This is a genomic window from Curtobacterium sp. PhB191 (assembly GCF_004346515.1).
Classification (GTDB): domain Bacteria; phylum Actinomycetota; class Actinomycetes; order Actinomycetales; family Microbacteriaceae; genus Curtobacterium.
In genome coordinates, this window is sequence record NZ_SMBV01000010.1 from 1 (window position 1) to 26,582 (window position 26,582).

A 26,582-nucleotide genomic window follows, 5' to 3' on the forward strand; every position below is an offset into this window, starting at 1 on the left:
ACCCGAACCCCAAGTCACGCGGGCCGTCTCGCGCACCCGCGACGTCCCGACACCGAAGGAAGCGATTCCGACGACACGGAGCGAAGCTGCCCACACCGAAGGAACTCGGCGGGTACCTGGAGATGGGGACGGGAGCCGTCACGGCTCTGCTCGACCGTCTGACCAAGCGAGGCCTGCTCGATCGTGTCCGCAACCCGGACGACCGCCGGAGCGTGCGGATCGAGCTGAGCGCCGACGGGTTCGCGGTGGTCGGGACGCTCCGGGCCGCCTACCGCCGGGCACTCCGGCAGTCCTTGCCGCCGGAGAGCACGGATGTGTTCATCCACTTCACCGAACGCGTGTCGCACGCCTTCCGCGAAGCCAGCGTCGACTGAGGACGACCGACTCCCTCACGCGTCCCCCACGCGACTCACGGGAGTGGAGCTCCTCCGGCCCGACGGTGCGACGTGACGATGTCGATCTCCTCCCGCCGGGGCCCCGCCTCGACGCGGTGCTCCTCCGTGACGGTGTGGGTCGTCAGGGTGACGCGTTCGACGGGGACGACTGCTGTCGAGACCGTGATCTGTTCCTCGCGGAGGACCACGACGATCGGTTCGGGGACGGTGTCCGTGGTGCCGGCCGACACCGGTACCGCGCCGCCGATCGGCTCACGGACGAGTCGGATCTCCTCGTGACTGACGTCCACTGTGATCGTCCGCTGCTCGGTGACGATGACCCGCTCGAGCCGGACCCGTTCGATGGCGTGGCGTTCGGTGCCGATGACGAGTCGCTCTTCGCGTCGGACCACGTCGAACTGGTCCGTCCGGTCGTCACCACCCGGAGCGTCGCGCGGTGCGTGGCGGGAGGTCATGGTCTTCTCCGATGCTGGGGGCACGGTCCCGAGCGAACACGGGAGCGCGGGGATGGCCCTCGGCCCCGCCCATGGTGAGCGGGGCCGACACACAGGGCGCGCTCAGTTCGAGCGATGGGAACTGGTCGTCGTCGAGGCAGCTCGCTTGGCCTTCCCGGCAGCCTCTTCTGCCTGCTCGACGACGGACGGCGCACGCTGGGCGTGCTGCTGGATCTTCGGGGCTTCGGCCTCGGCCTTCTCGAGGATCGCCTCCCAGCGGTGCTGCATCGGCTTGATGAGTCCGCCGCCGGCTCCGACGATGACGACGCCGGCGATGATCGCCAGGACCGCGATCAGGAGCGGGGTGGTGACCGAGGTGGCCACGTCGATCTGGTTCAACGCCGCGGTCGCTCCGATGAAGACGATGAAGACCGCGACGATGTTGCCCAGCAGCTTGCCGTAGGAGAGACCACCGAGCGTGTTCTGGATCAGGCCCTTCGCTCCGGCCGCGATCGCCGCGGCGACCACGATGATGATGATCGCGACGATGATCTTCGGCAGGAACCCGATGATGCCGGCGAGGAGATCACTCACCGGGTTGGACCCGAAGACGCCGAACGCAAACTGGAGCACGAACAGCACCAGCGTGTAGTAGATAATCTTCGACACGATGTCGGAGGCGTCGAGTTTCGAGTTCGCGAGGGCCTTCTTGATGCCCCCGCGTTCGACGGCACGGTCGAAGCCGACCTTGGTGAGGAGACGCGAGAGCCCCTTCTCGATGAGCTTCGCGACGATCAGGCCGACGACGAGGATGAGCAGGAAGAGCAACGCGAGCGGGACGAACGCGATGACCGCGGCCAGTCCGTTCTGCAGAGCGGCGGGGAAGTCCATGGGGTGAGCCTTTCGGGTGAGGGTCGGGTGGACAGGGCGCAGAGGAGGCGTCCTGTGGTGGCGACGGACGTCCGGCTGTCGCTGAGCGACCGTCGCCCAGCACGATCAGGAACGGGCGTCGCGGTCCGCGATGGTCTCGTCGGTCACGGCGGTGTCGTCGAGGACGATCTCCTCGTGCGCGACGTCCTCGGTGACCTCCTGCTCGCCGGCGATGGTCTCGGTGCCGAGCCGGACGCGCTCGACCGGGACCGTCTCCTTGGCGGTGACGACGCGCTCCTCGGTGAGCACGACCTCGTGTTCTTCTTCACTCAGGGCGGGCCCCGACAAGGCATCGTCGGCGGTCGCGTCGGTGATCGGCTCACGGCTGAGGGTGACCTCCTCGTGGCTGACGGGCACGGTCTTGGTGACCTGCTCGGTGACGATGTGCTTGCGCAGACGGGCACGGCCGGACTCGATCCGCTCGGTACCCACGTGCAGCCGCTCCTCGGAGCGGGTCATGGCGTCGTCCGTCGTCGGACCGGACGTGTCGTGTCCCTGGACGTCGGCGGAGTCCGTGCTCCGGTCGGCGCCCTGGTCGTACAGACCCGCATCCGCCGACGCGCTCGACGGGTTGCCGTAGAAGGAGTAGAGCGACTGCTCCTCGTCCGCGCTGAGCGCCCCGTCGGCGTCGACCCGCGGGGCGTCCTTCACGAAGGACTTCTCGTAGGCGACGTGGACGGCGCCGGCTTCGAACGTCGCGTCGTTCAAGGGTGCGAACGACTCCGAGGTGCCGAAGAGTCCGGTCCGCACCGTCACCCAGGTCGGAGCCTGGGTGTCGTTGTCGACGTAGACCTGGCCGACCGTGCCGATCTTGGCGTCGTCGCTCCCGTAGACGTCGGCGCCCGTGAGGTCGTTGATGCTGCTGCTGTCGATCATGGTGGTGCTCCTCTTCCCCGGCAGGTCGCCTGGGGTTCGATGCGGAGTGGATCCGAGGTGACGGCGGCGCACGGCCCGCTCGATCGGCGGAGACCACCACCTCGTGGACTTACGGCGTAAGCCCAGCGGGAGCTTACATCGTAAGTCGCGATAGCGTGGGTTTGTCGGCCGCGAACTCGGCGCAGCGCCCGTTGTCAGCCACGAACCGCGGATCGGCAGGGAGATCAGCCGTGGCAGCACGATCGAGGGCGAACCGTTCCGAGACGAACGCACCGAGGCTCAGCCGTGACCTCATCGTCGAGACCGCGTTGCACCAGATCGATCGGTCAGGTCCCCAGGGACTGTCCATGCGGTCACTCGCGCAGGAGCTCAGCGTGGAGGCGATGTCCCTGTACCGCTACGTGCACGGGAAGGAAGACCTGCTCGAAGGCGTCGTCGCCTCACTGATGCGGGATCTCACCTCGCAGCTCACCGAGGCCGAGGAAGCACACTGGCAAGGGTTCCTGCAAACGGTCGCCCATGCCGTCCGGCAGATCGCCACGGACCACCCGAAGGCGTTCCCGCTGGTGGCGACCCGCCACCCTGCAGCCCCTTGGCTCCGCCCGCCGCTGCGGAGCGTCGAGGTCGTCAACACGTTCCTGACCGCGCTGACGGGGAACGGCTTCACGGACGCCCAGGCGGTCAACGCGTACCGAGCGTTCAGCAGCTTCCTGCTCGGCCAGCTCCTCCTGCAGTCAGTGGTCAGCGGTGCCGAAGCAGGCCCAGCCGAGGAACCGCTCGACGAAGGAGGCGCCGCCATCCCCGAGGGCGACGGCAACACGTCCCTCGACGTCGCACCGGAGGTCCGCCGACTCCGCACGTTGTTGAGCGAGGACCGCAGCGACGAGGAGTTCGAGGTCTCCCTCGAGGCACTCCTCGACCGACTGGACCGCGAACTGTCGCAATGACCCGCGATCGCGGTCCGGCGACGCGGCCGTCAGACGTGGGCGTCGAGGTGCCCACCCCACACCTTGTACGTGTCGCGGTACCGGTGCTCGTCCGACTCGGGCCGCCACACCGACCGCGTCAGCTCGTCCGGGAACCCGACTGCGCGCACCCGTGGACAGGCTTCGACGACGAGTCGAGTCCGCGCGTTGAGGCGACGACCGTGCACCCCGGCTGCGAGCCGAGCCGGCCGGGACAGACTCCCGGCGTTGTCGAGGGGTGGGATCTCACCGATGACGACCTCGGCATCCACGGGCACCACTTCGCGCAGGGCAGCGATCGTGTCGCGGACGCGTTGTTCCCACACCCTCGTCGGCAGGACCCGGAGCGCATCCGTGATGCCGACCAACACGACGACGAGGTCGCACCGCCCCAGGTCCTCGCGGTGGGCGGCGATGACGGATGGGAGTTCCCGGACACTCGCCGAAGGTGCGGGGAGCATCTTCCAGGAGACGCCGCGCGCGGTCCGTGCTGCCCGGTGCCGAGCGAAGAACGCGGGGAGCGAGAGCTCGTGGGTGCGGACGCCGAGCGACAGTTCGCCCCGCTCACCCACGAACACCACGCGATCCGGGTCCGGGCCGGGCACCGTGCCCTCCATCGCGTCGTCCGGGTAGAAGTCCCCGGTCGCGTCGAGGCGACGGAACACGAACTCGACGACGCGCGCACTGCGCGACGGGAACCTGAACGCAGCGCGGCGCAACGACTTCGTCCGTGACACTGCCCCACCTCTTCCGAGCACCTTCACCGACCGGGACCCGGTCGGTGTCCGGTTCCTCCAGCGTAGGCAGCGGCCCACCGCCAGGACACCGCGCCATCCACCTTGCGCGCCGGCCACGGGCCACAGACGACAGGCGGAGCACGACGCGATCGGCACGCCTTGCCATCGGGGCAGGTGTGCGCCACTGTGTGGAACACAAGCTCGCTTCGAGGAACAGGGGCCACATGCTGTCGTTGGTGTACGTGAGCACGATGAGCCGACCGGTCACGGACGAGGAACTCGCCGAGATCCTGGTGGTCGGTCGCGAGAAGAACCTGCAGCTGGGCATCACGGGGATACTCGCCCACCAGGGGAGCAACTGCATCGGCATCATCGAGGGCGACGACGAGGTCGTGCGGGAACGGTTCGAGGGCATCCGTCAGGACCCCCGTCACACCAACGTGCGCCAGGTCGCCGCGGACACCGTCACGACGCGGTCCTTCCCGGAGTGGTCGATGGCGTTCCAACCGGCGGACCCGTTGATCAAGGAGATCCCGGGGTTCCTCGACCTCTTCGCCGACGGGCATGCGCCCGACCCCGCCACCGGGACGTCCCGCGCGACGGCCCTGCTGGAGTGGTTCCGGAAGCATCCCCTGGCGCCGCTGACGAACCAGCTCGGCGACGACGGCATCGAGCTGCGCACCCGGATCGTCAACGCGACGATCACGGCGCTGCACGACACCGGGGTCGAGCAGGTCGACGTCGACACCGTCGCCGCCCGGGCCGAGATGACCGTCGACGAGCTGCGCACCCACTTCCCCACCCGCGAGAGCCTGCTGACGGCAACGGTCGACCGGTGGTCGAGCTCCGTGTCACGGCCCCTGCGGCCGATCGCGGACACGCACGGCGCGGTCGCCTACCTGCACGCGCTGGTCGTGGCGTACTCGGAGGAACCGGCGCTGATGCGACTGCTCGCCTCGACGCTCGCCTCGAGCACCGACCCCGGGCACGAGGGCGCGGAGTACTACCGCACCCTGTACCTCCGGTTCCGTCGGACCGTCCGGGAAGCACTCGAGCGGGACATCCGGGTCGGTCACGAACCGGCCACCATGGATCCCGCGCGTGCCACCGAGCAGCTCCTCGCGCTCTACGACGGTCTGCGGATCCAGTCGCTCCTCATCGAGGGGTTCGACATCATCGCTTCCTTCGACCGTGCGGCGTCACGGCTGCGGCGGGGGTGGGCCGAGGACTACCGGCACACGGACCTCTTCGAGATCCCGGTCGAGGGCACGGGCGATCACAACGCCCGCGAGAAGCAGACCGACTCAGGGTCGTCGCGGTAGGGCCCGAACGGCTGGATCCGCACGAACCCGTTCCGGCTGAACAGCGCGGCGGCGTGCGGCTGCAGCACGCCGAACTCGGCGACGACCGCCGGCGCCTGCAGCTCTTCGGCCTGCGCGAGCAGTTCGAGCACCAGCAGGTCGCCGACGCCCTGCCCGCGGGAGTCCGGTCGGACGAACAGCCGCCGGATCTCGAAGACCCCGTCTCCCGCGGCACTGAGCGACGCGCTACCGAGTGCCAGACCGGAGGGGTCGCGGGCGATGACGTGCACGGCGGCGGTCGCCTCGGTCAGCGGACGGCCACGGTCGGCCGGGCGGCCGTAGATCCGGTCGACCTCGATGCGCGCCGCGGCGCGCAGCCGGACGGCGTCCTCGTGGTCGAAGGGCTCGGCCGCGACCGAGAACGTCAGGTGCTGCATCGTGGTGTGTTCCTCGCCCGGCGCCGCGTCGTCGCGGGTGCCCCGTGGGTGATCGGTGTGCGTGCCGCCGCTCGAACCCGAATCGAGCGGCGGCACGGTGTGCGCACTTCCGCTCGAACCCGAATCGAGCGGCGGCGCGTGCAGACGGCTGGCGTCTGCCCTCGGACGCCCTAGCGTCCGTGGTCCGTGGCGCGTGGTAGGTCCGGGTCAGCTCACCAGGTCGAGGTCCCACACGGGGGCGACGTACTCGCGGGACCATCCCTCGCGCAACCGGGTGACTGCCCGGTCGAACGCTTCGAGCAGGTCCATCTCGGGGCGCACCATGGACTGCAGCTGCAGTCCCTCGTAGGTCGCGAGCAGCTGCTCGGCGCCGCGCGACGGCTCCATGGTGCTCGGCTCGCGACCGAGCAGGCTGTCGCGCTGCAGGGAGTCCTGCACGAAGGCGTGGAAGCGGCGCCACCGCGCGTGCAACATCGGCGCGAGCGGGTGCTCCGGTGACGCCGCGATGTTCAGGGTGGCGGTGAGGAAGCGCATCAGGGACGGGTCGGCGATGTTCGCGGTCACGATCGCACGCAGGAACGGCACCGTCCCGAACCGTTCGGCGAGTGGCATGAGCGGTGCGGTGCGCTGCTCGTTCCAGTGGTCGATGGTGGCCAGGAGCAGACCGTCCCAGCTGGGGAACGTCCGCTCGACCACGTCGACGTCCTGGCCGGCGTGGTCCGCGACGACGGCCGGGGTCACCTCGTGGAGCGGACGTGTCCGCAGTGCCGTGATCATCCCGTCCACGACGGCCGATCGGAGGGCAGCATCGTCCGAGGTCCGGCGCGATGATTCGATGTGCATGCATACACCCCACCAGGCACACCGGTCCCACCCAAGCCCCCGAACGGGGATCGCGCGCAAAACGGACCAGCACGATCCGGCCACGACACTTCCCACCGATCGACCTGCGAGCGATACTCATCCCGTGCAGTGGGGAAGGATCGTACCGGTCGTGGTGCTGGCCCTGGTGGTCACCGGCGGGCTCGCGGGGTGCGATGCGGAGGGCCGGGTCCAGCCCCGCCGGGACACCGAGGAGAAGAGCGTGGCGTGTGCCTCGCGCATCGCACTCGACACTCCGGCCGAACGCCGTGCAGCTGCTGACCTCGTCGTCGATGCGGAGGTCGACAAGACCGGCCGCACCGTCGAGTTCCAGGGCGTCTACGACGTCTACGACGCGTCGGTCACCGACGTGTCGAAGGGCGACGACCCCGGCCACACCATCCAGGTCATCAGCACCTCGGACCAATGCGAGACGAGTGGCGAACCCGTCGAGTACTTCGACGGCGACGTCCTCGAGGACGAGGGCCGCTTCCGCCTCTACCTGACGAAGGCCGACCCCGAGGACGACGACAGCGTCTGGCGCCTCGTCGTCCCCGGCGCCGCCGAGCCGCTCACCACCGGCTGACGGCCGGCACGCACCACACGTGCCCTACGGCTCGGGGACCGCCACGATCCGGTTCTGGTACGCCCACACCACGGCCTGCAACCGTGACCGCACCCCGAGCTTCGGGAGCATCCGCGCCAGGTGCGACTTCACGGTCGAGACCTCGAGCACGAGTGCGACCGCGATCTCCTCGTTCGACATCCCCTGCGCGAGCAGCAGCAGGACCTCGCGTTCGCGGGCGGTGAGCACCCCGTCGGCCCGGTCCCCCGACACCGGCTGCAGGCTCCGTCGCGACACGAACTCGCGCAGCACCCGCCGCGTCAGGGCCTGGTCGAGCGTCCCGTTCCCCGCGGCGACCTGCCGCACGGCGTCGACGATGGTGTCCGGCTCGGCGTCCTTCAGCAGGAACCCGGAGGCACCGGCCTCGAGCGCACCGAACACGTAGTCGTCCAGGTCGAACGTCGTGAGCATCAGCACCGGGATCGCCGGGTCGGCGTCGGGAGCGCAGAACAGCCGCGCGAGCTCGATGCCGTTCAGCACCGGCATCCGGATGTCCAGGCAGGCGACGTCGGGCCGCAACGAGCGCGCCAGCGCGAGCGCCTCGCCGCCGTCGGCGGCCACGCCGACCACCTCGATGTCGGCCTCCGCGCCGAGGAGCGCGGACACCCCGGCCCGGACCAGCGGCTGGTCGTCCGCCACCAGCACGCGGATCACGCGACCACCTCGTCACCGTCGGCGGCCTGCGCGACTGCGGCAGGTGCCTCCCGTCCGAGCGCCAGCTCCACCATCCATCCGCCGGTGGCGGTGGGACCGGTCTGGAGGCTCGCCCCCACCAGGTCCGCCCGCTCGCGCATCCCCCGCAGGCCGTTGCCGCCCGACGGTGAGGTCGGCGCTGCCGGAGCGGCGGCCGGTGCGTTCTCCACCCGGATCACCACCCGGGTCGGGTCGCGGTCGTCGACGGTGACCGTGCACGGTGCGGACGGGGCGTGCAGGGCGGCGTTGGCCAGCGCCTCCTGCACCGTCCGGTAGGCGGCGAGCTGCGCGAGCGGGCCGACGCCGTCGGCCAGTGCCTGCGCTCCGCGCTGGTGGTCACCAGCGAGCACGTCGAGGCGGACGTCGCTGCGGAACCGGGCACGCTCGACCAGGTCGACGATGCCGGCGACCGTCTCGACCGCGCGTTCGGCGGGGACGTCCTCGCGCAGGAGCCCGACCAGGCGGCGCAGGTCGTCGAGGACGGCGGTGCTCTGCTCCCGCACCTGACGAGCACCCTCGTGCGCGCGCTCCGGGTCGCTGTCGATCTGCCGGTCGATCACGGCGGCCATCAGGGCGATGCCGGACAGGTGGTGGGCGGCGATGTCGTGGAGTTCGCGGGCCATGGCGGCCCGCTCGCGGGACACCGCGGCGTCGACCAGGGCGTCCTGTTCGCGGAAGACCGCGCTCGCCTCGGCGGTGCGGGCGGCGCGGACCTCGCGGCGGGACCGCACCAGCAGGGTGACGAGGAGCGGGAGCCCGACGGCGCCGACGGCCTGCAGGACGCCCTGGCCGAGTGCGCCGGACAGGACCGCGCTGCCCACTGCCACCAGCGCGCCGGCGACCAGCAGGGTCGGCCACAGGCGTGCGAGCGGGACACGGAGGGCGGCGAGGACCACGGCGACGACCACCGGCAGGGCGGTGAGGCCGAACAGGTCGAGCGACTGCGGAGCGAGCGCGGCGACCAGCACCGGCAGCGCGGACACCGCGACGAGCACGGTCCGTGGTGCCCGACGGGCGGCGAGCAGGGCGGCGGACTGGACCAGCAGGCCGATCGCCAGGACGGTCCACGCGGCGGTGAACGGAGCCGGCACCCGCAGGGCCAGGGCGGTGCCGTCCGGCTCGAGGGCGTCGAGCGGCGGCAGGCCGATCAGCAGGCCGAGGGCCACGACGGCCGTGCCGAGCGCGACGAGCACGTCGACGCGGCGGTCGCGGGTGCGCGGGTCGCCGTCGCGCGACGTGCGCGTGCGCGGGTCAGCGGAGGCCATCGTGTGATCCTACGAGGCGGGTGCGGGCGGGGACCGGGGCGTCGATCGGCAGCGCGCGGCGAGCCGGGTCGTAGCCCAGGCGGCCGCGGGTCACGACGAGGAGCACCGCGGCAGCGACGGTCGAGGTGATGGTCAGGCCGATCATCAGCGTGCCGGCGGTCATGCTCGGGTACATCTCCGGGAACAGCGTCGAGATCGTGTTGTTCACGCCGACGTGCAGCAGCAGGGCCAGGGGCAGACTCTCGCCGGTCTTGTTGAACACCTGGATCATCACGACGTTGAACGTGATCGTGAACAGGGCGAAGACCACGGGCTCGCTCCAGTGTGCGTTCGGCCACCCGCCCCAGTCGCTCAGGTAGAGCGGCATGTGCCAGAGCGCCCAGATCGGACCGAGGACCGCAGCGGCTCCGAGCCCTCCGAAGCGGTGCTGCAGCCGGGGCAGGGCGAAGTCGCGCCAGCCGGGCTCCTCGCTCAGACCGGTGGAGAACAGTTGGATGACCAGGCCGGGCACGAGCATGGCGACGGCCAGGGCCGAGGGGGCACGGACGTCACCGCCGGCGAAGGGCAGCGCGGACGCGACGATCACGGCCGGCACGACGACGAGCGCCAGGGCGTACCAGTACCAGGCGACCCGCCAACGGAACAACCGACCGACCCAGCGACGCAGCCCCGGACGGCCGTCGGCGACCGCGGTGACGATGAACGCGCCGCCCAACGGGCCGAGCAGCGCCCCGGGCAGCACGCCGGTGAACTGGGCGGTGCCGAGGACCTCGGGGAAGTGCAGGTCCCACACGCCCAGGCCGTGCGGCGACAGGATGTACGGGATCCACGCCAGCCAGCTGAGGCCGAGCGCGAGGGTGAAGAAGGACGCGAGCGGGTGCCGGGCGATGACGCCGCTGACTCCCCCACGCCCCTGCGGAGTGGTGCCGGCGGTGGGCCGGACTTCGGTGGTGTTCGTCATGCACACGACGCTAGGAACTGCGGCGTCGCGGGACGACCGGCTTCGGGATGCACCTGCCGGACTTGCATCGAAGGATGCAGGTGGTGGCGCGGTGCGGCGGCGGCTGCCGCCTGGTGCGAGGTTGATCACTCCGTGCGCGGACAGAGCCCTGCACCGAGTGGTCAACCTCGCACCAGGCGCAGCGCGGCGGCTGCCGCAGCGCGGTGTCAGGCGCAGCGCGGCGTCAGCGCAGCGCGGCCCGGAGGGCGTCGGCGATCAGCGCGAGCGCGGCGTCGATCTCGTCCGCGACCCGAGCGTGGGTCGCCTCGGACCGGCGGTAGGGGTCGTCGACGTCGTCGTCCGCGGGGTCGACCGGCGGCGGGACGGTGCCGCGCAGGCGTGCGACCCGTTCGACCAAGGCCTCGGGCGAGTGCACGTCGGCCAGGTCACCAGGCTCGAGCCCCGCGAGCACCCGCGCGAACTGCTTGATGGTGAACGCCCGCTTCGTCGCCCGGGGTACGAGCGACACCACGGCCGCGCGGTGCGACCGTTCGGCCGTCAGCACCAGGTCGGCCTCCTCGACGATCGCGGCCGTCAAGTAGCGCGAGCCGTGGCCGGACGGGTCACCGCCGAGCCGGACGGACTGTGCCGCGGCAGCGCCGTCCATCGCAGCACCGTCGTCGGCGATGGTGCCGGCGGACTCGACCACGAACGCCGCAGCGTCCGGGCCGAGTCGCGCCGTCAGGACCTGCGCGCCGAGCGGTGAACGACAGATGTTGCCGCTGCAGACGAACAGGACCCGCATCGTCAGGCGCCGGCGCCGAGCAGGTCGTGCCGGACGACGATGGCGTCGCGGCCCGGACCGACACCGATCGCGGAGATCCGCGCGCCGGACATCGCTTCGATCGCCAGCACGTAGTCCTGGGCGTTCTTCGGCAGGTCGTCGAACGAGCGGGCACCGGTGATGTCCTCGGTCCAGCCGGGGAACTCTTCGTAGACGGGCTTCGCGTGGTGGAAGTCGGACTGGTTCACGGGCACTTCGTCCACGCGGACGCCGTCGACCTCGTACGCGACGCAGACGGGGATCGTCGACAGCCCGGTCAGCACGTCGAGCTTGGTCAGCACGAAGTCGGTCACGCCGTTGATGCGCGCGGTGTACCGGGCGATCGGGGCGTCGTACCAACCACAGCGGCGCGGACGGCCCGTGGTGGTGCCGAACTCGAAGCCGTTGGCGCGCAGGAACTCGCCGGACTCGTCGAACAGCTCGGTCGGGAACGGACCGGCACCGACGCGGGTCGTGTACGCCTTGACGATGCCGATGATGCGCTCGAGCTTGCCCGGGCCGATGCCGGAACCGGTCGCTGCGCCACCGGCGGTCGCCGACGACGACGTCACGAACGGGTAGGTGCCGTGGTCGACGTCGAGCATGGTCGCCTGACCGGCCTCGAACAGGACGGTGTCGCCACGCTCCAGTGCCCGGTGGATCTCGAGGGCGGTGTCCGCGACCATCGGGCGCAGGCGCTCGGCGTAGGACAGCAGCGACTCGACCACTTCTTCGGCGTCGATCGCACGGCGGTTGAAGACCTTGACGAGCAGGTGGTTCTTCTGGTCGAGGGCCGCTTCCACCTTCTGCCGCAGGATGTTCTCGTCGAAGATGTCCTGGATGCGGATGCCGACGCGGTTGATCTTGTCGGCGTAGGACGGGCCGATGCCGCGACCGGTGGTGCCGATCTGGCGCTTGCCGAGGAACCGCTCCGTCACCTTGTCGATGGTGCGGTGGTAGTGCGTGATGAGGTGGGCGTTCGCCGACACGAGCAGCTTCGAGGTGTCGACGCCGCGGGCCTTCAGCGCGTCGAGTTCCTGGAACAGCACCTCGAGGTCGACGACCACGCCGTTGCCGATGATCGGCGTGACGCCGGGCGTGAGGATGCCGGAGGGCAGCAGGTGCAGCGCGTACTTCTCGCCGCCGACGACGACGGTGTGGCCGGCGTTGTTGCCGCCGTTGAACTTCACGACGTAGTCGATGCGGGAGCCGAGGAGGTCGGTGGCCTTCCCCTTGCCCTCGTCGCCCCACTGGGCTCCGATGATGACTGCTGCGGGCATCTGGTTCTCCTCACGTTGGCGGAGGACCTCACGCGACCAGGCGGGCCGGTGGTCCACCCGAGTCTATCGGCTGGTCACTCGCGCGCCACCCATCGGACACGGTCGCCCGCACCGTCGCCGCGTCGGTGAATTGTCCTCATTACGCGTCGGTGCATGCCGAACGTCCCCACAAGGGGGGGACAAATAGTTCCAGGCCGGAACATCTCGGGAAGCACGACGTATCGTGCACCGCGACGTCGGTTTCCCTGTCGGCGTCACGTCGGAGTCCAACCCACTCCGTTCAGCCAGCGCGAGATTCGCGTGAGCACCACCGGACGCTGCAACGCGCCCGGATGCATCAGAACAGTCGTGCCCTCATGCAGCACGGAAAGAAGAGTTCGACGATGAACAAGGCTCTCTGGAGCAAGAAGGCGCTCGCGCTCCCCGCGTGCGCCGCGATCGTGATCGGTGGCGTCACCTTCGCCGCCGCCCCCGCGATGGCCGACCCGGCCGACCTGTCCATCACCAGCCAGTCGGTCTCCGGCCGCGTGCTGACCGTGAGCGGCACCGGCACCCCCGGTGAGAACATCCAGCTCGACGAGGACTTCCGCAACACCCGCCAGGAGATCCCGGCGAGCGGCACCTGGACGATCTCGTACACGATCCCCGGTACGGACACGACTGCGCAGACGTACACGTTCGAGCAGCTCAAGGGCCTGAACCAGGACGGCTCGGTGACGGTCACCGCCGCCCCCGAGGCCACGGACAAGCCCTTCGCCGTCACGTCGCAGTCGGTCTCCGGCCGCACGCTGACGGTCTCCGGCACCGGCGCAGTCGGCAACACCGTCAACTTCGACGCGGGGTTCCCGGTGCAGCGCACCGCCATCAAGGACGACGGCACCTGGACCATCTCGTACGAGATCCCGGGCACCGACACCGACGAGCACACCTACACGATCAACGAGCAGCGCGCGAACCTGTCGACGGTCGAGTCGCTGACCGTGACCGCTCGTGCGGAAGCTGCCGTCCTGCCCTTCGCCGTCACGTCGCAGTCGGTCTCCGGCCGCACGCTGACGGTCTCCGGTACCGGCGCCGTCGGCAACACGGTGAACTTCGACGTGGGCTACCCCGTCCGCCGCACCCCGATCTCCGACGACGGCACCTGGACGATCTCGTACGAGATCCCGGGCACCGACACCGACGAGCACACCTACACGATCAACGAGCAGCGCGCGAACCTGTCGACGGTCGACTCCGTCACCGTCACGGCTCGCGCCGAAGCCGCGGTTGCGGACTTCAACTTCTCGCTGACCAGCCCGACCGACGGCGACACCGTCGACTCGCGCACCGTGACTTTCACCGGGACCGGCGCCGTGGGCGACACCGTGAACGTGCTGGACACCGATGGCAACCGCGCTGCTCCGCAGACGATCGTGGACGCCGACGGCAACTGGTCCACCACGGGCACCTTCTCGGACTCGGCTGCTGTCGAGCAGGACCTGAGTGTCAACCAGGTCGGTGGCGGCCAGGGCCAGGGCAACATCGAGTTCTCGATCACGCTGCCCGCCGTGGCAGCGGCCCCCGGTGACGGTGGCGACGAGGGCACGACCCCGGGTGACGGCGGCGACGAGGGCACCACCCCCGTCGACGGCGGCGACCAGGGCGCGACCCCCGGCACCGGCACCGGCACCGGCACCGGCACCGAGACCGGCGCTGGCGCCGCTCCGGCCGTCGGCCGCACCCCGGCCGTGGGTGCACTCCCGGTCGTCAGCGGCTGACACCGGAACCATCCACCGAGCGGGGGCGCGACGGATCGTCGCGTCCCCGTTCGCCGTCCCGACCCGGAATCCGCACATGCACGCAACCCGCTCAGCTCGCCTCGTCCTCGCCGTCGCCGCCGGAGTGCTGCTCTCGCTCGGCCTGGCGTCCTGCCACGCTGATCCCGCCCCGACCGCTGCGAGCAGCACGGGTACCGCCACGGCGACCCCGACGGCGTCCGCCGAGCCCTACCGCGCACCGTCGACGAAGACGGTTGCAGCACTCCCCGAGGCCCGGTACGACGCGGTCATCGGCGGGCTCCTGCCCTCGTACGACCCTGACGTCCCGAAGGCCGCAGGACACGCGTACACGATCCAGCGCGACGCGCCGCTCTACGGCGACGACCGCACCGAGCCGGTCGCGAGACTCGCAGCCGAGAACTTCCTCGGTGACCCCACCGTCGTCGTCCCGCTGCGGTTCCAGGGCGACTGGGCCCTCGTCATGACCCCGAGCCGACAGGCACTGCCGTCAACTGCACCGGGCGGCGCTCCAGCGCAGACCGCCGGCTGGATGCGCCGCGACCTGCTGCACCAGGGCGACGCGCTCGACGACCACGTCGTCATCTCCGTCGGTGACCAGACCGTGTTGATCGTCGCTGCGAGCGGCAAGGTCGTGCACGAGTTCCCGGCCGGCGTCGGTGCCGGGGACACTCCGACCCCGACCGGTGTCGTCGGCTACATCCAGGCGAGGTACCTGGATCCCGCCCAGGACCAGACGGTGCACCAGATCAACCTGACGACGCTGCACTCCGCAGCGGCGGACGAGCCGTTCGGCGGTGACGACGGCGGGCTCATCGGCGTGCACTACGAATCCGTCGCCCGCGGAGCGGTGTCCCACGGGTGCGTCCGCCTCGACGGTGATGCCGTCGATGCGATCAACGCACTCCCGCTCGGCACCGTCGTGCAGATGGTCGCGTAGTCACCGGTACCGCGACCTCTCGTCCGGACCACACAGGCTGCGTGGACGCTCGGTGGCTCCGGAGCACCGTCGGACCGGTCAGATCCACCATCGGAAGGAGCACGACATGAGTGACCTCGGTGACAAGGCCAAGGACTTCGCGAACAGCGACAAGGGCGAGCAGGCGTCCGACGCCGGCCTCGACAAGGCAGGCGACGCGGCCGACAAGGCGACCGGCGGCGGCCACGGCGACCAGATCGACAAGGCCCAGCAGGCGGCTGACGACAAGGTCGGCGAGTAACGCCCGGTACGCACCCTGGTGACGGACGGGAGGCCCGGTGCCAGCTGGCACCGGGCCTCCCGTCCGCATGTGACGTGCGTTCCGCGATCAGGCGCGGAAGAAGTCCTGGTACGACGGGTCGCCGACGGGCTGCGAGTACCCGGGCTCGGCGAGACGCTGCTCGATCATCGCCTGGACGACGTCGGGCGGGGTGAGCCCCCGCCGGCGCCACTCGGTCGGGTTGGCCCGGAGCTGGCTCAGCGTGTTCTGCATGCTGCAACCCTGGCACCCAATAACTAGTTTGTCTAACTACCTGTCCCGATTCCGCGTTCCCGGGGTCCCGGTCCCCGGCCCCGGCCCTGCTTCGTGAGCAGAAGATGTCGGGTCCGAACGCGGGACCCGACATCTTCTGCTCACCATGTGCGGCGCGCGGACGCGCTCGCGGCGACTACTTGCGCGACACCTTCGCGGTCGACTTGGACGTCGCGGTGCCGTCCTTGTAGCCCGAGGCGTGCGCGGTCACCTTGACGGAGAACTTGTGCCCCGCGTCGGACGTGCCGAGCTTGTACGTCGCACCGGTGGCCTTCTTCACGACCTTGCCGTCGCGGAGCCACTGGTACTTGTACGTCGCCTTCGTCGTGCTCCACTTGCCGTGGTTCGCCGACAGCTTCGAGCCGACCTTCGCCGTCCCGCTGACCGTCACCTTGCTGCCCGCGGCGAGCGCGAGCGTGGGCGGGGTCACCGAGATGGTCGACGTGCCGGCCTGCTTGCCCGACGCGTTGCCGAGGTGCAGGAGCAGCACGGTGGCCTTCGTGACACCCGAGGCCCGGGTGACCCGGAGGGCGCCGGAGTCGGCGAACAGGACGCCGGTGCTGCGGCCCTGCGCGAAGGACAGCGCCGGCTTCGACGGGTCGAACGAGGCGCTCTTCGTCTCGTCCACCACGGAGGAACCCGTGGTCGCGGCACCCGGGGCGTACGCCGACTCGGTGAGGACCGAGTAGGTGAACTTGCCCTTCGCGCCGATCAGCGCACCCGTGGTCGTGAGCACCTTCACCGAGCTGTCGAAGGTGTTGACGTCCTGGCCGGGTGCCCCGCCGTTCAGCGGCTGGACGTCGACGACCGGGTCGACGTCCGGGTCGTCCGACGCGGCCTTGGCCAGGTCGATCGTCGTCGCGAACGTCGCGTCCACCGCGGCGGACTTGGCGTTGTAGACCAGGTAGTCGGGCTCGCCGTCACGGTTCGTGTCGATGAGCACCTCGACGTTGGTCACGGCGCCGGGGTTGGCGTCGGGACCGGCCGTCTGGATGCCGAACGCGATCGTGTCCGAGGCCTTGTCGTAGCTCGCGCCGTAGGAGCGGATGTCCGCTGCCTGCAGCGAGCGCTTCGCCGAGCCGGCCGGGAACGATTCGACCGGGTCGGTCCCGCCGAGCACGAACGGTGCGACGGCGGCGTGGTAGCCGGTCGTCAGGCCGCCCTGGTCGACGGTGCGCCCCTTGAGCGTCAGGTCGGCCGACTTGCCCGGGCCGGTGAAGGCGACGGTGGAGCGACCCTGCACGGAGCTGACGGGCTTCGGTGCGAGGTACGCACCGACGCGCAGCGGCACCGCGGTCGTGTCGGTCGGCGTGAACGCCACGATGCCCGAGGCGGCGCTGACGAACTCGCGCTGGTAGCCCTGCTGCACCGACTCCTGGGTGGGGTCGATGACGCGGCGGAGCTTCGTCGGGTCGGCGATCGAGAAGGTGAGCTTCACCGTCGCGGTGCGGTTCGCCGGGACGGTGACCCGCTTCGTGTTGAGCGCGAACGTCACGCCGGGCTGCGACACCTGCGGCTGGTAGGCCACGTCGTAGGTGTGCGCGACGCCGTCGGTGTTCGCGATCTGCAGGGTGCGGCTCTCGGTCGTCGCGCTCGAGACCTCGACGACACCGAACGAGGCGGTGACGAGCAGGTCGTTCTCGACGCTCCGGACGGTGGTGCCGGCGGTCACGGCCTGCAGGGCGTCGACGCGGCCGGTGCCCTGCCGGAGCAGGGTCGCCGAGCGCGAGCCGTCCTTGACGTCGTGCGTCGCCGTGTTCATGAGCGCCGCCTTGACCTGCGGTGCGCTCCACTCCGGGTGCGCCTGGAAGGTCAGCGCCGCGATGCCCGCGACGTCCGGCGTGGCCATCGAGGTGCCGCTCATCGACATGCGGCCGTCACCGGTGCCGTTGGCCGCCGAGATCACGTTGACCCCGGGGCCGGCGATGTCCGGCTTGACGATGTCGTTGAACGACCCGTGGACGCCCCGGCTGGTGAACCCGGCGAGCGTGTTCACGGCCTCCGGGTCGGTGGCGAGTTCGAAGCCCTTGAGCTCGTCCGCGAGGCGCACGTGCAGGGTCCCCGCCTTGGCAGCTGCCTGGAGGCTCGTGGCGGCGTCCAGCGTCAGCTCGGCTCCGGGGATGGTCGCGTTTCCGGCGATGCCCGAGTCGAAGGTGTTGATCGTGCCCGCGAGCAGGACGCCGATGCCGCCGGCGGCCTGGACGTTGTTGAAGCGCACGCCGGAGCCGCACTCGAGTGCGCCGTCCGTCCACTTCAGCCAGACGACCTTGCCCGCGATCTTCGCGGCGTCGGCGGCGCTGAACGCGGCGCAGCCGTCGATGTTCGTGGTCGGGACGACGACGTCACCCTCGACCGGCAGCGTGCCCGTGAAGTTCTGCGAGTACTGCGACCGGTAGGTCTTCGCGACGTTCGCGGGGGCCGTGGCCTGCACGCCGTCGTAGAGCGACTGACCGGTGGCGCTCGCGGCGACGGTGAGCGCACCCTCAGCGTTGCCCGGCGAGCCACCGATGTCGGTGAAGTCGTCGGCGTTGCCCGAGGCGATCACGGGCAGGACCCCGCGTGCGGTCAGCGCGTCGATCTTGGCGTTGTCGGGGTCGTCCGGTGCGCCGTAGTCGGAGCCGAGCGACAGGTTCAGGACGTTGATGTCCTTGCCCTCGGTGAGCGCCTGGCCCACCCAGTCGAGCGCGGCGCCCGTGACGTCGGTCGAACCGCCGCCGTCACCGAACACCTTGAGGGCGTAGAGGCCGGCCTCGGGCGCGGTGCCCGGGCCGATCCACATGTCCTGCACCTGCTGCGTGGTGAGCTTCGTGTAGTCGCCGTCGAACTGCTGCTTGTCGGCGGTCAGGCCGTAGCCCGCGATCGAGCCGGACACGTGCGTGCCGTGGTCGCCGCCCTTGCCGTCGATGGGGTTGTCGTCCGGAGCCGGCACCGGGTCGTAGGCCGGGTCGGTCGGGTCGGCGTTGTAGGTCGCGCCGGCGAAGTCGTACCCGCCGAGGAACTTCGACGCGTCGTACAGGCTGGGGTCCGGGGCGCCGGAGCTCGCGTTCGCCAGGGCCTGCTGGTAGGCCGCGGTGGTGCCGGGGCCGCCGAAGTCGGCCTGCGTGTAGTCGAGGCCGGTGTCGAGGACGGCGACGTTGACGTCCTTGCCGGTGTGGCCGGTCTGCTGCCAGGCGTTGAGCGAGCGCGTGTAGACGTCGCTCGCGGCGTTCTTCGGCGAGACGCCGTCGGCGCCCGGCTTCACGAGGCTCGGGTCCACACCGGACGGTGCGGCGCTCGCGTCGGCGTTGACCGTCGGCTCGACGATCTTCTTCGGCGTGAGCGGGATGATGCTCTCGACGTCGGAACGCTTCGCGATGTCCTGCAGCGCGGAGACGTCGGCGACGACCGCGACACCGGGGACGGTGTACTCGGTCGAGTAGAGCTCGGTGGAGTCGGCGTCGGAGCGCTTCACGGCGGCGCGGACGGCCGCGGTCGTCGACTCGATCGCCTTGACGCGGCTCTTCGCTGCCGAGGACTGCGTCTTGGACTTGGTCAGGTCACCGCCCTTCGCGTTCGCGTCCACCTCGAGGGCACCCTGGCCGGTCGTGCGCACGAAGGCGGCGACGGTCTTGGTGGGCTTGGCGTCGCGCAGTGGTGCGGAGAGCTTCAGGTCGGCCACCGACACCCCGGCCGGAGCTGCGGAGGCCGCGCCCCCGACTGCGAGGCCGCCGCACGTCAGGGCCACGGCGGCGATGCCGGCGGTCAGGACGCGTGCGATGCGATGGGAGTTCGGGGTCGGGTTCGGGTCGTGGTTCGGTGTTGCACGGTTCAAAGAGGGCACTCCAGGCTCAGTCCGTGGTTCGCATGAGATTGCTGTGAAGTTATGCGCTTACATTCAGAAAGGGCAGTCCGCACTTTGGGGGACACCCCCGTTCGAGGGCCGGTCTTCCTGTTAAGTTGCACACACGTGTGCACGTTATTACGATGGGGTTCGTGACCACTGCTTCCCACCCCGCACGCGCACCCCGCCGCGACGCGACCGAGAACCGGGCAGCCCTCCTCGACGCAGCACGGACCTGCCTGCAGCACGATCCGGACGCCTCCATCGAGACGATCGCCGCGGCCGCCGGACTCTCGCGCCGCGCGGTGTACGGACATTTCCCGTCACGTGACGACCTCGTGCGCGAGGTCGTGACCTCCGGCGCCGCTCGCATCGCCGCGGCCATGCCGACCACCTCGGACCTGCAGGAGCTGCCGCCGGCCGCCCGGCTCGCCGCGATCGCCGTGACCCTCTGGACCGAGGTCTCGCACGTCCGGTCCATGGCCCGGGTCGCCGTGCGCAGCCCGTTCGCCGAGCCCGTCGCCGAGGTGTTCGCACCCCTGCGCGCCCAGGTCCGTCAGGCGTGCACGCTCGGGATCGCCGAGGGCGCCATGCGCGACGACGTCGACCCGGCCACCCTCGGGCGTCTGGTCGAGGGTGCGTGCATCGCCGTCCTCGACGAGGCGACCCGGTCGGGCACCCCGGACGAGGCCGGACGGCGCATGGTGGTGCTGTCGGCGCTCGGCATGGCCGGCATCGACTGGCGCACCGCACTGCTGTCCGAACCCGCGGCCCCGGCCACCGGCTCCGCTGTCTCCCCCGTGAAGGACCCCGCATGACGCTCGAACTGGACCACGTCGGCATCGGCGAGGAGCCCGGCGCGGCACTGCCCGTCGTCTCCGCCGTCGCCGCACCCGGACACCCCGGGGTCGTTGCCGTCGAGACCGAGCAGGCCCCAGTGCTCGCCTCGCTCGTCGCCGGCGGCCGGATGCAGCCCGACACCGGGCGGCTGCTGCTCGACGGGCACGAGGACGCCGCCGCCGTGCGCCGCGCCTTCGCCCTCGTCGACACCCCGGGCGTCGCCGAGCCCTTCCCCGTGATGACCGTCAAGCAGATCGTGCGCGAGGAGCTCGCGTTCGCCGCCCAGCGCCCCTCGCGCGACCACGTCGACACCGTGCTCGAGGAACTCGGCCTGGGGCACTACGCGGACACCCCGGTCCAGCGGGTGCCGACCGCCGTGCGCGTGCGGCTGCTCGTCGAGCTCGCCCTGCTCCGCGACGGCGTCACCGGCCTCGTCGTCACCGCGCCCGAGCGGCACGGCGGCGCCGTCGAGGAGTGGTTCGCGGTCCTCCGCGACGTCGCCCGACGCGGCGTGACCGTCGTGCTCGTCACCTCGAAGGCCGCAGCCGCGACCGTCGAGACGCTGCTCGACACCGTCGAGACGACTGAAACAGAGGGTCCCGACGACGCGGCCCTGTCCGGCGGAACCGAGCCGGGCCTCCCGTCCGGCCCTTCCGTCACCGCAGAATCCGCAACCGTCCCGACGGAGGCAACCCCGTGACCACCACCTCGCTCGTCCGCGCCGAACTGGCGCGACTCACCGCGACCCCGCTCGCACGGCTGGCGTTCATCGCCCTGATGATCGTGCCGCTGCTGTACGGCGGCGCGTACCTGTGGGCGAACCGCGACCCGTACGCCAAGCTCGACCAGATCCCGGCGGCGATCGTGAACCTCGACGCCGGCGCCACCCTCGACGGCGACCAGGTCGACTACGGCACCGACGTCACGAAGGAGGCGATCGACGGCGCCGACTTCAAGTGGACGAAGACCAGCGCCGCCGACGCGCGCTCCGGCGTGCGGAACGGCACCTACGACTTCGTCGTCACGATCCCGCACGACTTCTCCGAGCACCTGGTGTCCGCGCAGTCCGACGACCCGACGCAGGCGAAGCTCGTCATGACGACGGCCGACACGAACTCGTACCTGGCCTCGACCATCGCGGAGCAGGCGGGCAAGACCATGCGCACGGCCGTCGCCGAGCGCGTCGGCAAGCAGGCGGCGAAGACCCTGCTCGTCGGGCTCGCCGACGTCCGCGACAGCCTCGGCGACGCCGTCGACGGGGCCGACGAGCTCGCCTCCGGCACCGCGAAGGCGGACTCGGGGGCTCGCAAGCTGGCGGACGGCACCGGCAAGCTGTCGTCCGGTGCGGCGGAGCTCGCGTCCGGCACGGCGTCGTTGCCGTCCCAGACCCAGCAGCTGGACAGCGGGGCGCAGCAGGTGGCGTCGGGTGCTTCCACGCTCGCCTCGGGCCTGGCGAGTGCGCAGCAGCAGACGGCGGCGCTGCCGTCGCAGACGCAGCAGTTGAACGACGGCGCGCAGCAGCTGCAGACCGGACTGCACCAGCTCCGCGACCAGACGTCGACCCTGCCTGCGGACTCGGCGACGCTCGCGTCCGGTGCATCGAAGGTCGCCAGCGGCAACGCCGAGCTCGCCGACAAGGCCGCACCGTTCATCGCGGGCGTCCAGCAGCTCTCTGCGCAGTCGCCGGAACTCGTCGCGTCGCTGAAGCCCGTCGTCCAGGCGTCCACGGTGCTCACCGCTGAGCAGAAGACCCAGCTGCTCGCCGGGCTCGACGACCTGCAGACCGGCAGTGCCGATCTCAGCACCGGTGCCGGAGCGCTGTCCGGCAACCTGCAGAAGCTCAAGACCGGCAGCGCGCAGGTGTCCGCCGGAGCGTCGCAGCTCGCCGAGAAGGCTCCGGCGCTGACGAGTGGCATCCAGCAGCTCTCCGACGGCTCGGACACGCTCGCCGCCGGGACGTCGAAGCTGGCCGCGGCGGCGCCCACGTTGACCTCGGGCATCTCGTCGGCGGCGGACGGCGCGTCGACGCTCGCAACGGGTGCCTCGAAGGTCGCAGACGGCACGTCTGCGCTCGCGTCCGCCGCACCCACGCTGTCGTCAGGTGCTTCGTCACTCGCCTCGGGCGCAGCGTCCGCCGACAAGGGTGCTTCGTCGCTCGTCTCCGGCTTGGACGAGCTCAAGACCGGGTCGTCGAAGCTCGCCGCGTCGCTCGACGAGGGCCGCACGAAGATCCCCACGTCGAACGCCTCGGAGCGCGAGTCGCAGGCCTCGGTCATCTCCGACCCGGTGAAGGTCGGGGACGACAACGTCGCCGCGGCGTCGAACTACGGCGCCGGCCTCGCGCCGTTCTTCATCTCGCTCGCAGCCTGGATCGGCATGTACGCGCTGTTCCTCATCCTCAAGCCGATCTCGAAGCGGGCGATCACCGCGGTGCGGAAGCCCCTCGCGGTCGTGTTCGGCGGCTGGCTGACCCCGGCGCTGCTCGGCCTGGTGCAGATGGTCGCGCTGTTCTTCATCGTGCGGTTCGCCCTCGACCTGAACGTGGTGCACGTCGGCGGCACGATCGGCATCATGGTGCTGGCCTCGGCGACCTTCGCGGCGGTCATCATGGCGCTCAACGTGCTGCTCGGGTCGGTGGGACAGTTCCTCGGCCTGGTGCTCATGCTCGTGCAGCTCGTCACCGCCGGCGGCACGTTCCCGTGGCAGACGCTGCCCGGACCGTTGGCAGCGCTGCACTTCGCGCTGCCGATGACGTACTCGGTCGACGCGATCCGGCAGACGATGTACGGCGGGAACCTCGGCGCCGCGTGGTCCGACGCGGGCGTGCTGCTCTGCTGGCTGCTCGGGGCGCTGCTCGTGTCCTTCGTGGTCACGGCGCGGCAGACCCGCTCCCGCACGCTGCGCGACCTGCGCCCGAGCCTGATCGGGTAGCGGGGGCGCGGGGGCGCGGCAGCGTCGCGTCGCGGGTCGGGCGTTCGCATGGTGAGCAGAAATGGTCGGGTGGCGTCAGGCCACCCGACCATTTCTGCTCACGAAGTACTGCGCCCGAGGGGCAACGACACCATCTCGCCGCCGAGGAACCGCAGGTCCTCCGGCGGCAGGTCCGCCCGAGCGTCGGGGTCGAGCGCCCGGGACGCGTCGTCGCGCGGGACGAAGCCGATGCGCTCCCCGGCGGTCAGGTCGGCGGGCGAGCCGGTGTTCCGCGACAGCGCCCACACGACGTGGTGCCCCGGTTCGCGCAGGTCGACGGTCGCGAGCACCAGGCGCGCCAGGTCGTCGGACGAGCTCCACATCAGGAGCGCTCGCGACGACGACGGGTGCTCCCCGAACGCCCCGATGCGCGCCGAGACGATCGACATGTCGTACCGGTCGGCGAACAGGCTGCCGAGCAGTTCCATCGCCGCCTTCGTCACGCCGTAGTAGGTGTCCGGCCGCGGCAGTCGGTCGCCCGGCACGCTGCCCGGTTCGTCGAGCGGCTCGGGAACCCGGCCGACCGCGTGGATCGAGCTCGCGAGCAGCACCCGGAGCACACCGTTCGCTGCCGCACGCTCGAGCACGTTCTTCGTGCCGGTCAGGTTCGCCTCGAGCAGGTCGTCCCACGCGGCCTCGGTCGGGATACCGGCCAGGTGCACCACGGTGTCGACCCCGGCGAGCGCGTCGTCCAGCGCAGCGGGGTCGTTCACCGAGCCGGAGACGAACCGCTCCCCGGCGACGACCGGGTCGTCGGGCGTCCGTTCGTCGAGCAGGACGAGGTCGTGTCCGGCCGCCAGGAGCCTGGACCGGAGAGCCGCCCCGATGCGTCCTGCGGCCCCGGTGATGAGCAGCGTCGCCATGCGGCGGACGCTACCCCCGGCGCGCGAGCAGTTCCCTCAGGTGGTCCACGGCGCCCGCCGCGTGCACGCCCAGGTCGGACTTCGTCCACCGCACGACCGCCCAGCCGAGCTGTTCGAGATCGCGGTAGCGCCGCAGATCACGACCCCATTGCTCGGCGTCGGTCCGGTGCTGGTCCCCCTCGTACTCGATGACGATGCGCTGCTCCGGGTACGCCATGTCGACGCGCCCCACGAAGCGCCCGGCCTCGTCGAGCACGTCGACCTGCAGCTCCGGCTCGGGCAATCCGGCGCGCACGATCGTCAGTCGCGCCAGGGTCTCCCGCGGCGAGCCCGCACCGACCCGCACGAGCTCGAGCACCACCCGCAGCTTCCGGACTCCTGCGCGCGCCCCGGCCCGGTCGAGCGCTCCGCGCAGGTCGTCGATCGTCGTGGCACACCGCCGGATCGTGACGATCGCATCGCCCAGTGCAACGAGCTGGTCGATGCTCAGGAGCGCACCGCAGTCGACCCACAGCGCCGCCGGGGTGCTCACGGGCATCCCCCAGCGCTCGGCGACGGCAGCCCGGTCGGCGGTGATGCGGTGTCCGACGACCCCGGTCCGGCGCGGTTGGGCGGCAGGGATGGGACTCGTGATGTGCACCGGCCCTGTGGCACCGACGGGCACCGGCAGCTCCCACAACACAGCTGCCGAGAGGTGGCTGACGAACTGTCCGGGCAGCAGGATCGAGCGGAATGCCCGGATCCGTTCGACGCCGTCGGGTGGGCGTCCCCGCGCCCAGCGGATCGATCGGGTCGGCCGGACCAGGTCTCGCCGTCGGAGTCGTTGGCGGCTGACACCCGCACGGTCGGCGGCCCTGACGTCGAACGATCGGTACCGGAGCCGGGGTGGAAGTGGGCGTGCTCGCATGCCGTCCACACTCGCGCCCCGGCGCAAGGTCCACACGCGCGAACGCACCTTCCGTGCACAACGTGCCCCGGGCCTCCCGTGTGGAGGAGTGACCACGCGCACATCGTGAGCAGAAATGGTCGAGTCAGCACCACGGACCCGACCATTTCTGCTCACGAAGCGCACCGACCACCGCCCCCGCGCACCGCGCCCCACCCCCCACCCCGCGCATGTCACGTCAACCGCTACGATCGACGGACGAACCAACGGAGGTCGAAGCGCATCATGGGAGACGGCAAACCCGCGACCATCTACGACGTCGCCGCGCGCGCCGGGGTCTCGAAGTCCCTCGTCTCCCTGGTGCTGCAGCGCTCCCCCCGGGTGAGTGACCAGCGCCGGGCCGCCGTGCTCACGGCGATCCAGGAGCTCGACTACCGGCCATCCACTGCCGCGGTGTCCCTCGCCGGCACCCGCAGCCGCACCGTCGGCGTGGTCCTCGACGACTTCCGGAACCAGTGGTTCGTCGACCTGCTCACCGGGCTGCGCGAGGCCCTGCAGGACCAGGGCCACCGTCTCGTCGTCGCGGACCGGTTCCTGAACACGGGGCTCGACGCCTCGCCGGTCGAGGGCTTCCTGTCCATGCGCGTCGAGGGCATCGTCATCGCCGGCGAACCCGACACCGACCTGGCGATCCCGGCCTCGATGCCGGTCGTCATCGCCGGCGGGCGCGTGTCGATCCCCCGCGCGGACACCGTGGCGAACGACGACCGGGCCGGCGGCGGGATGGCCGCGGAGCACCTGCTCGCGCTGGGCCACACGCGGCTCGGCTTCGTGGGGGCGAGCTCGGCGGCGTCGAAGGAACGTCGCGCCGGGTTCGAGGCAACCGTCGCGGCCAGTGCGGGTGCAAGTCCCGCCGTCGTGGTCCTGCCCGGCGAACCCACCGAAGAGGCCGGATCCCGCGCCCTCGGCGCCCTGCTCGACGACCACCCCGACGTCACCGCGGTGTTCGCCGCCAACGACGTGATGGCCCTCGGAGCACTGTCCGAACTCGCCGAACGCGGACTCCGGGTCCCCGAGGACGTCTCCGTCATCGGCTACGACGACACCCCCGTCGCCGCCACGCGCTACGTCGGCCTGACGAGCATCGACGATCGCAGCGTCGAGATCGGCCGCGGCGCCGGCGAGCGCCTGCTCGCCCGCATCGCCGACCCGGGGCTGGCCGCCACCGAGTCCCTGGTCGAGCCCCGCCTGGTCGCTCGCCGCACGACCGCCCCGCGCTGACGCGGCTGACGGGAGGCCCGTCCCGCGTCCGTCACGCCCGCCTCGTGAGCAGAAATGGTCGGGTCCAGGGCCCG

The 26,582-nt window shown here is 71.0% G+C and carries 26 protein-coding genes; 11 read left to right on the plus strand and 15 right to left on the minus strand.

The window, feature by feature from the left end; genetic code table 11:
• A partial coding sequence (locus EDF48_RS15585) for a MarR family transcriptional regulator (protein WP_131881127.1) occupies positions 1 to 374 on the plus strand: 374 nt, incomplete at its 5' end.
• A 35-nt stretch (positions 375 to 409) separates the two neighbouring features.
• Here the strand turns inward: EDF48_RS15585 and EDF48_RS15590 are convergent.
• The 3 genes from EDF48_RS15590 to EDF48_RS15600 all read right to left on the minus strand — a co-directional run bounded on the left by EDF48_RS15590 (position 410) and on the right by EDF48_RS15600 (position 2,635).
• A complete protein-coding gene (locus tag EDF48_RS15590) occupies positions 410 to 850 on the minus strand; it encodes a YsnF/AvaK domain-containing protein (RefSeq protein WP_131881129.1) in 441 nt (146 codons plus the stop codon).
• 102 nt (positions 851 to 952) lie between these two features.
• Positions 953 to 1,720: a hypothetical protein gene (locus tag EDF48_RS15595; protein WP_131881131.1), complete on the minus strand. Its 768-nt coding sequence runs from the start codon at positions 1,718 to 1,720 to the stop codon at positions 953 to 955.
• A 105-nt stretch (positions 1,721 to 1,825) separates the two neighbouring features.
• Positions 1,826 to 2,635 (minus strand): PRC and DUF2382 domain-containing protein, encoded by an 810-nt coding sequence (locus tag EDF48_RS15600; protein WP_131881133.1) that lies wholly within the window; start codon positions 2,633 to 2,635, stop codon positions 1,826 to 1,828.
• 230 nt (positions 2,636 to 2,865) lie between these two features.
• Between EDF48_RS15600 and EDF48_RS15605 the strand changes: the two genes are divergently transcribed.
• The gene (locus EDF48_RS15605) at positions 2,866 to 3,582 is read left to right on the plus strand and encodes a TetR/AcrR family transcriptional regulator C-terminal domain-containing protein (protein ID WP_111086143.1); all 717 of its coding nucleotides are present in this window, start codon (positions 2,866 to 2,868) and stop codon (positions 3,580 to 3,582) included.
• A gap of 29 nt (positions 3,583 to 3,611) precedes the next feature.
• Here EDF48_RS15605 and EDF48_RS15610 read toward each other — a convergent pair whose 3' ends face one another.
• Entirely contained in the window at positions 3,612 to 4,337 is a 726-nt protein-coding gene (locus EDF48_RS15610; protein WP_131881135.1) for a hypothetical protein, read from the minus strand.
• A 224-nt stretch (positions 4,338 to 4,561) separates the two neighbouring features.
• On the opposite strand from EDF48_RS15610, the gene EDF48_RS15615 reads away from it, so the two are divergent.
• Positions 4,562 to 5,659 (plus strand): BLUF domain-containing protein, encoded by a 1,098-nt coding sequence (locus EDF48_RS15615; protein WP_131881137.1) that lies wholly within the window; start codon positions 4,562 to 4,564, stop codon positions 5,657 to 5,659.
• Here the strand turns inward: EDF48_RS15615 and EDF48_RS15620 are convergent.
• Complete coding sequence (locus EDF48_RS15620) at positions 5,614 to 6,075, minus strand: GNAT family N-acetyltransferase (protein WP_131881139.1); 462 nt, start codon at positions 6,073 to 6,075, stop codon at positions 5,614 to 5,616. The two genes, EDF48_RS15615 and EDF48_RS15620, sit on opposite strands and share 46 nt — an antisense overlap.
• Before the next feature lie 207 nt (positions 6,076 to 6,282).
• On the minus strand, positions 6,283 to 6,918 hold the full coding sequence (locus EDF48_RS15625; RefSeq protein WP_131881141.1) for a hypothetical protein: 636 nt from the start codon (positions 6,916 to 6,918) through the stop codon (positions 6,283 to 6,285).
• A gap of 151 nt (positions 6,919 to 7,069) precedes the next feature.
• On the opposite strand from EDF48_RS15625, the gene EDF48_RS15630 reads away from it, so the two are divergent.
• Complete coding sequence (locus EDF48_RS15630) at positions 7,070 to 7,522, plus strand: hypothetical protein (RefSeq protein WP_131881143.1); 453 nt, start codon at positions 7,070 to 7,072, stop codon at positions 7,520 to 7,522.
• A 24-nt stretch (positions 7,523 to 7,546) separates the two neighbouring features.
• On the opposite strand, the gene EDF48_RS15635 is transcribed toward EDF48_RS15630, so the two are convergent.
• The 5 genes from EDF48_RS15635 to EDF48_RS15655 form a co-directional block, all read right to left on the minus strand.
• A complete protein-coding gene (locus EDF48_RS15635) occupies positions 7,547 to 8,215 on the minus strand; it encodes a response regulator transcription factor (RefSeq protein WP_131881145.1) in 669 nt (222 codons plus the stop codon).
• Positions 8,212 to 9,519 (minus strand): histidine kinase, encoded by a 1,308-nt coding sequence (locus EDF48_RS15640; protein ID WP_131881147.1) that lies wholly within the window; start codon positions 9,517 to 9,519, stop codon positions 8,212 to 8,214. The genes EDF48_RS15635 and EDF48_RS15640 overlap by 4 nt, the downstream gene beginning before the upstream one ends.
• Positions 9,506 to 10,480, minus strand: coding sequence for a type II CAAX endopeptidase family protein (locus tag EDF48_RS15645; RefSeq protein WP_131881150.1), 975 nt, complete (start codon positions 10,478 to 10,480; stop codon positions 9,506 to 9,508). The genes EDF48_RS15640 and EDF48_RS15645 overlap by 14 nt, the downstream gene beginning before the upstream one ends.
• Before the next feature lie 223 nt (positions 10,481 to 10,703).
• Positions 10,704 to 11,264, minus strand: coding sequence for a low molecular weight phosphatase family protein (locus EDF48_RS15650; RefSeq protein ID WP_131881152.1), 561 nt, complete (start codon positions 11,262 to 11,264; stop codon positions 10,704 to 10,706).
• 2 nt (positions 11,265 to 11,266) lie between these two features.
• Entirely contained in the window at positions 11,267 to 12,562 is a 1,296-nt protein-coding gene (locus EDF48_RS15655; RefSeq protein WP_131881154.1) for an adenylosuccinate synthase, read from the minus strand.
• A gap of 383 nt (positions 12,563 to 12,945) precedes the next feature.
• Between EDF48_RS15655 and EDF48_RS15660 the strand changes: the two genes are divergently transcribed.
• The 3 genes from EDF48_RS15660 (at position 12,946) to EDF48_RS15670 (ending at position 15,557) form a co-directional block, all read left to right on the plus strand.
• On the plus strand, positions 12,946 to 14,319 hold the full coding sequence (locus tag EDF48_RS15660; RefSeq protein ID WP_131881156.1) for a hypothetical protein: 1,374 nt from the start codon (positions 12,946 to 12,948) through the stop codon (positions 14,317 to 14,319).
• Positions 14,320 to 14,395: 76 nt separating this feature from the next.
• On the plus strand, positions 14,396 to 15,277 hold the full coding sequence (locus tag EDF48_RS15665) for a L,D-transpeptidase (RefSeq protein ID WP_131881158.1): 882 nt from the start codon (positions 14,396 to 14,398) through the stop codon (positions 15,275 to 15,277).
• 106 nt (positions 15,278 to 15,383) lie between these two features.
• Entirely contained in the window at positions 15,384 to 15,557 is a 174-nt protein-coding gene (locus tag EDF48_RS15670) for an antitoxin (RefSeq protein ID WP_123293590.1), read from the plus strand.
• An 87-nt stretch (positions 15,558 to 15,644) separates the two neighbouring features.
• On the opposite strand, the gene EDF48_RS19185 is transcribed toward EDF48_RS15670, so the two are convergent.
• The gene (locus tag EDF48_RS19185) at positions 15,645 to 15,809 is read right to left on the minus strand and encodes a hypothetical protein (protein WP_159573348.1); all 165 of its coding nucleotides are present in this window, start codon (positions 15,807 to 15,809) and stop codon (positions 15,645 to 15,647) included.
• Between the two features lie 175 nt (positions 15,810 to 15,984).
• Entirely contained in the window at positions 15,985 to 19,659 is a 3,675-nt protein-coding gene (locus EDF48_RS15675; protein ID WP_165932421.1) for a S8 family serine peptidase, read from the minus strand.
• 161 nt (positions 19,660 to 19,820) lie between these two features.
• Here EDF48_RS15675 and EDF48_RS15680 point away from each other — a divergent pair, with 161 nt between their 5' ends.
• The 3 genes from EDF48_RS15680 to EDF48_RS15690 are packed head-to-tail and all read left to right on the plus strand — an operon-like array spanning position 19,821 to position 23,439.
• Complete coding sequence (locus EDF48_RS15680; RefSeq protein WP_131881162.1) at positions 19,821 to 20,486, plus strand: TetR/AcrR family transcriptional regulator; 666 nt, start codon at positions 19,821 to 19,823, stop codon at positions 20,484 to 20,486.
• Entirely contained in the window at positions 20,483 to 21,208 is a 726-nt protein-coding gene (locus EDF48_RS15685; protein WP_131881164.1) for a hypothetical protein, read from the plus strand. The genes EDF48_RS15680 and EDF48_RS15685 overlap by 4 nt, the downstream gene beginning before the upstream one ends.
• Positions 21,205 to 23,439: a YhgE/Pip domain-containing protein gene (locus EDF48_RS15690; RefSeq protein ID WP_131881167.1), complete on the plus strand. Its 2,235-nt coding sequence runs from the start codon at positions 21,205 to 21,207 to the stop codon at positions 23,437 to 23,439. The genes EDF48_RS15685 and EDF48_RS15690 overlap by 4 nt, the downstream gene beginning before the upstream one ends.
• Positions 23,440 to 23,537: 98 nt before the next feature.
• On the opposite strand, the gene EDF48_RS15695 is transcribed toward EDF48_RS15690, so the two are convergent.
• Together EDF48_RS15695 and EDF48_RS15700 are read right to left on the minus strand one after the other, a co-directional pair.
• The gene (locus tag EDF48_RS15695) at positions 23,538 to 24,341 is read right to left on the minus strand and encodes an NAD(P)-dependent oxidoreductase (RefSeq protein WP_207906718.1); all 804 of its coding nucleotides are present in this window, start codon (positions 24,339 to 24,341) and stop codon (positions 23,538 to 23,540) included.
• 10 nt (positions 24,342 to 24,351) lie between these two features.
• Positions 24,352 to 25,005, minus strand: a complete 654-nt coding sequence (locus EDF48_RS15700) for a DUF559 domain-containing protein (protein ID WP_131881169.1) — start codon at positions 25,003 to 25,005, stop codon at positions 24,352 to 24,354.
• A 507-nt stretch (positions 25,006 to 25,512) separates the two neighbouring features.
• Between EDF48_RS15700 and EDF48_RS15705 the strand changes: the two genes are divergently transcribed.
• The gene (locus EDF48_RS15705; protein ID WP_131881171.1) at positions 25,513 to 26,508 is read left to right on the plus strand and encodes a LacI family DNA-binding transcriptional regulator; all 996 of its coding nucleotides are present in this window, start codon (positions 25,513 to 25,515) and stop codon (positions 26,506 to 26,508) included.
• Positions 26,509 to 26,582 lie beyond the last annotated feature (74 nt).

Coding starts and splice junctions, on each gene's coding strand:
- EDF48_RS15590 (WP_131881129.1), bottom strand. CDS start 850: ATGACCTCCCGCCACGCACCGCGCGACGCTCCGGGTGGTGACGACCGG.
- EDF48_RS15595 (WP_131881131.1), bottom strand. CDS start 1,720: ATGGACTTCCCCGCCGCTCTGCAGAACGGACTGGCCGCGGTCATCGCG.
- EDF48_RS15600 (WP_131881133.1), bottom strand. CDS start 2,635: ATGATCGACAGCAGCAGCATCAACGACCTCACGGGCGCCGACGTCTAC.
- EDF48_RS15615 (WP_131881137.1), top strand. CDS start 4,562: ATGCTGTCGTTGGTGTACGTGAGCACGATGAGCCGACCGGTCACGGAC.
- EDF48_RS15620 (WP_131881139.1), bottom strand. CDS start 6,075: ATGCAGCACCTGACGTTCTCGGTCGCGGCCGAGCCCTTCGACCACGAG.
- EDF48_RS15625 (WP_131881141.1), bottom strand. CDS start 6,918: ATGCACATCGAATCATCGCGCCGGACCTCGGACGATGCTGCCCTCCGA.
- EDF48_RS15640 (WP_131881147.1), bottom strand. CDS start 9,519: ATGGCCTCCGCTGACCCGCGCACGCGCACGTCGCGCGACGGCGACCCG.
- EDF48_RS15645 (WP_131881150.1), bottom strand. CDS start 10,480: ATGACGAACACCACCGAAGTCCGGCCCACCGCCGGCACCACTCCGCAG.
- EDF48_RS15650 (WP_131881152.1), bottom strand. CDS start 11,264: ATGCGGGTCCTGTTCGTCTGCAGCGGCAACATCTGTCGTTCACCGCTC.
- EDF48_RS15655 (WP_131881154.1), bottom strand. CDS start 12,562: ATGCCCGCAGCAGTCATCATCGGAGCCCAGTGGGGCGACGAGGGCAAG.
- EDF48_RS15660 (WP_131881156.1), top strand. CDS start 12,946: ATGAACAAGGCTCTCTGGAGCAAGAAGGCGCTCGCGCTCCCCGCGTGC.
- EDF48_RS15665 (WP_131881158.1), top strand. CDS start 14,396: ATGCACGCAACCCGCTCAGCTCGCCTCGTCCTCGCCGTCGCCGCCGGA.
- EDF48_RS15670 (WP_123293590.1), top strand. CDS start 15,384: ATGAGTGACCTCGGTGACAAGGCCAAGGACTTCGCGAACAGCGACAAG.
- EDF48_RS19185 (WP_159573348.1), bottom strand. CDS start 15,809: ATGCAGAACACGCTGAGCCAGCTCCGGGCCAACCCGACCGAGTGGCGC.
- EDF48_RS15685 (WP_131881164.1), top strand. CDS start 20,483: ATGACGCTCGAACTGGACCACGTCGGCATCGGCGAGGAGCCCGGCGCG.
- EDF48_RS15695 (WP_207906718.1), bottom strand. CDS start 24,341: ATGGCGACGCTGCTCATCACCGGGGCCGCAGGACGCATCGGGGCGGCT.
- EDF48_RS15705 (WP_131881171.1), top strand. CDS start 25,513: ATGGGAGACGGCAAACCCGCGACCATCTACGACGTCGCCGCGCGCGCC.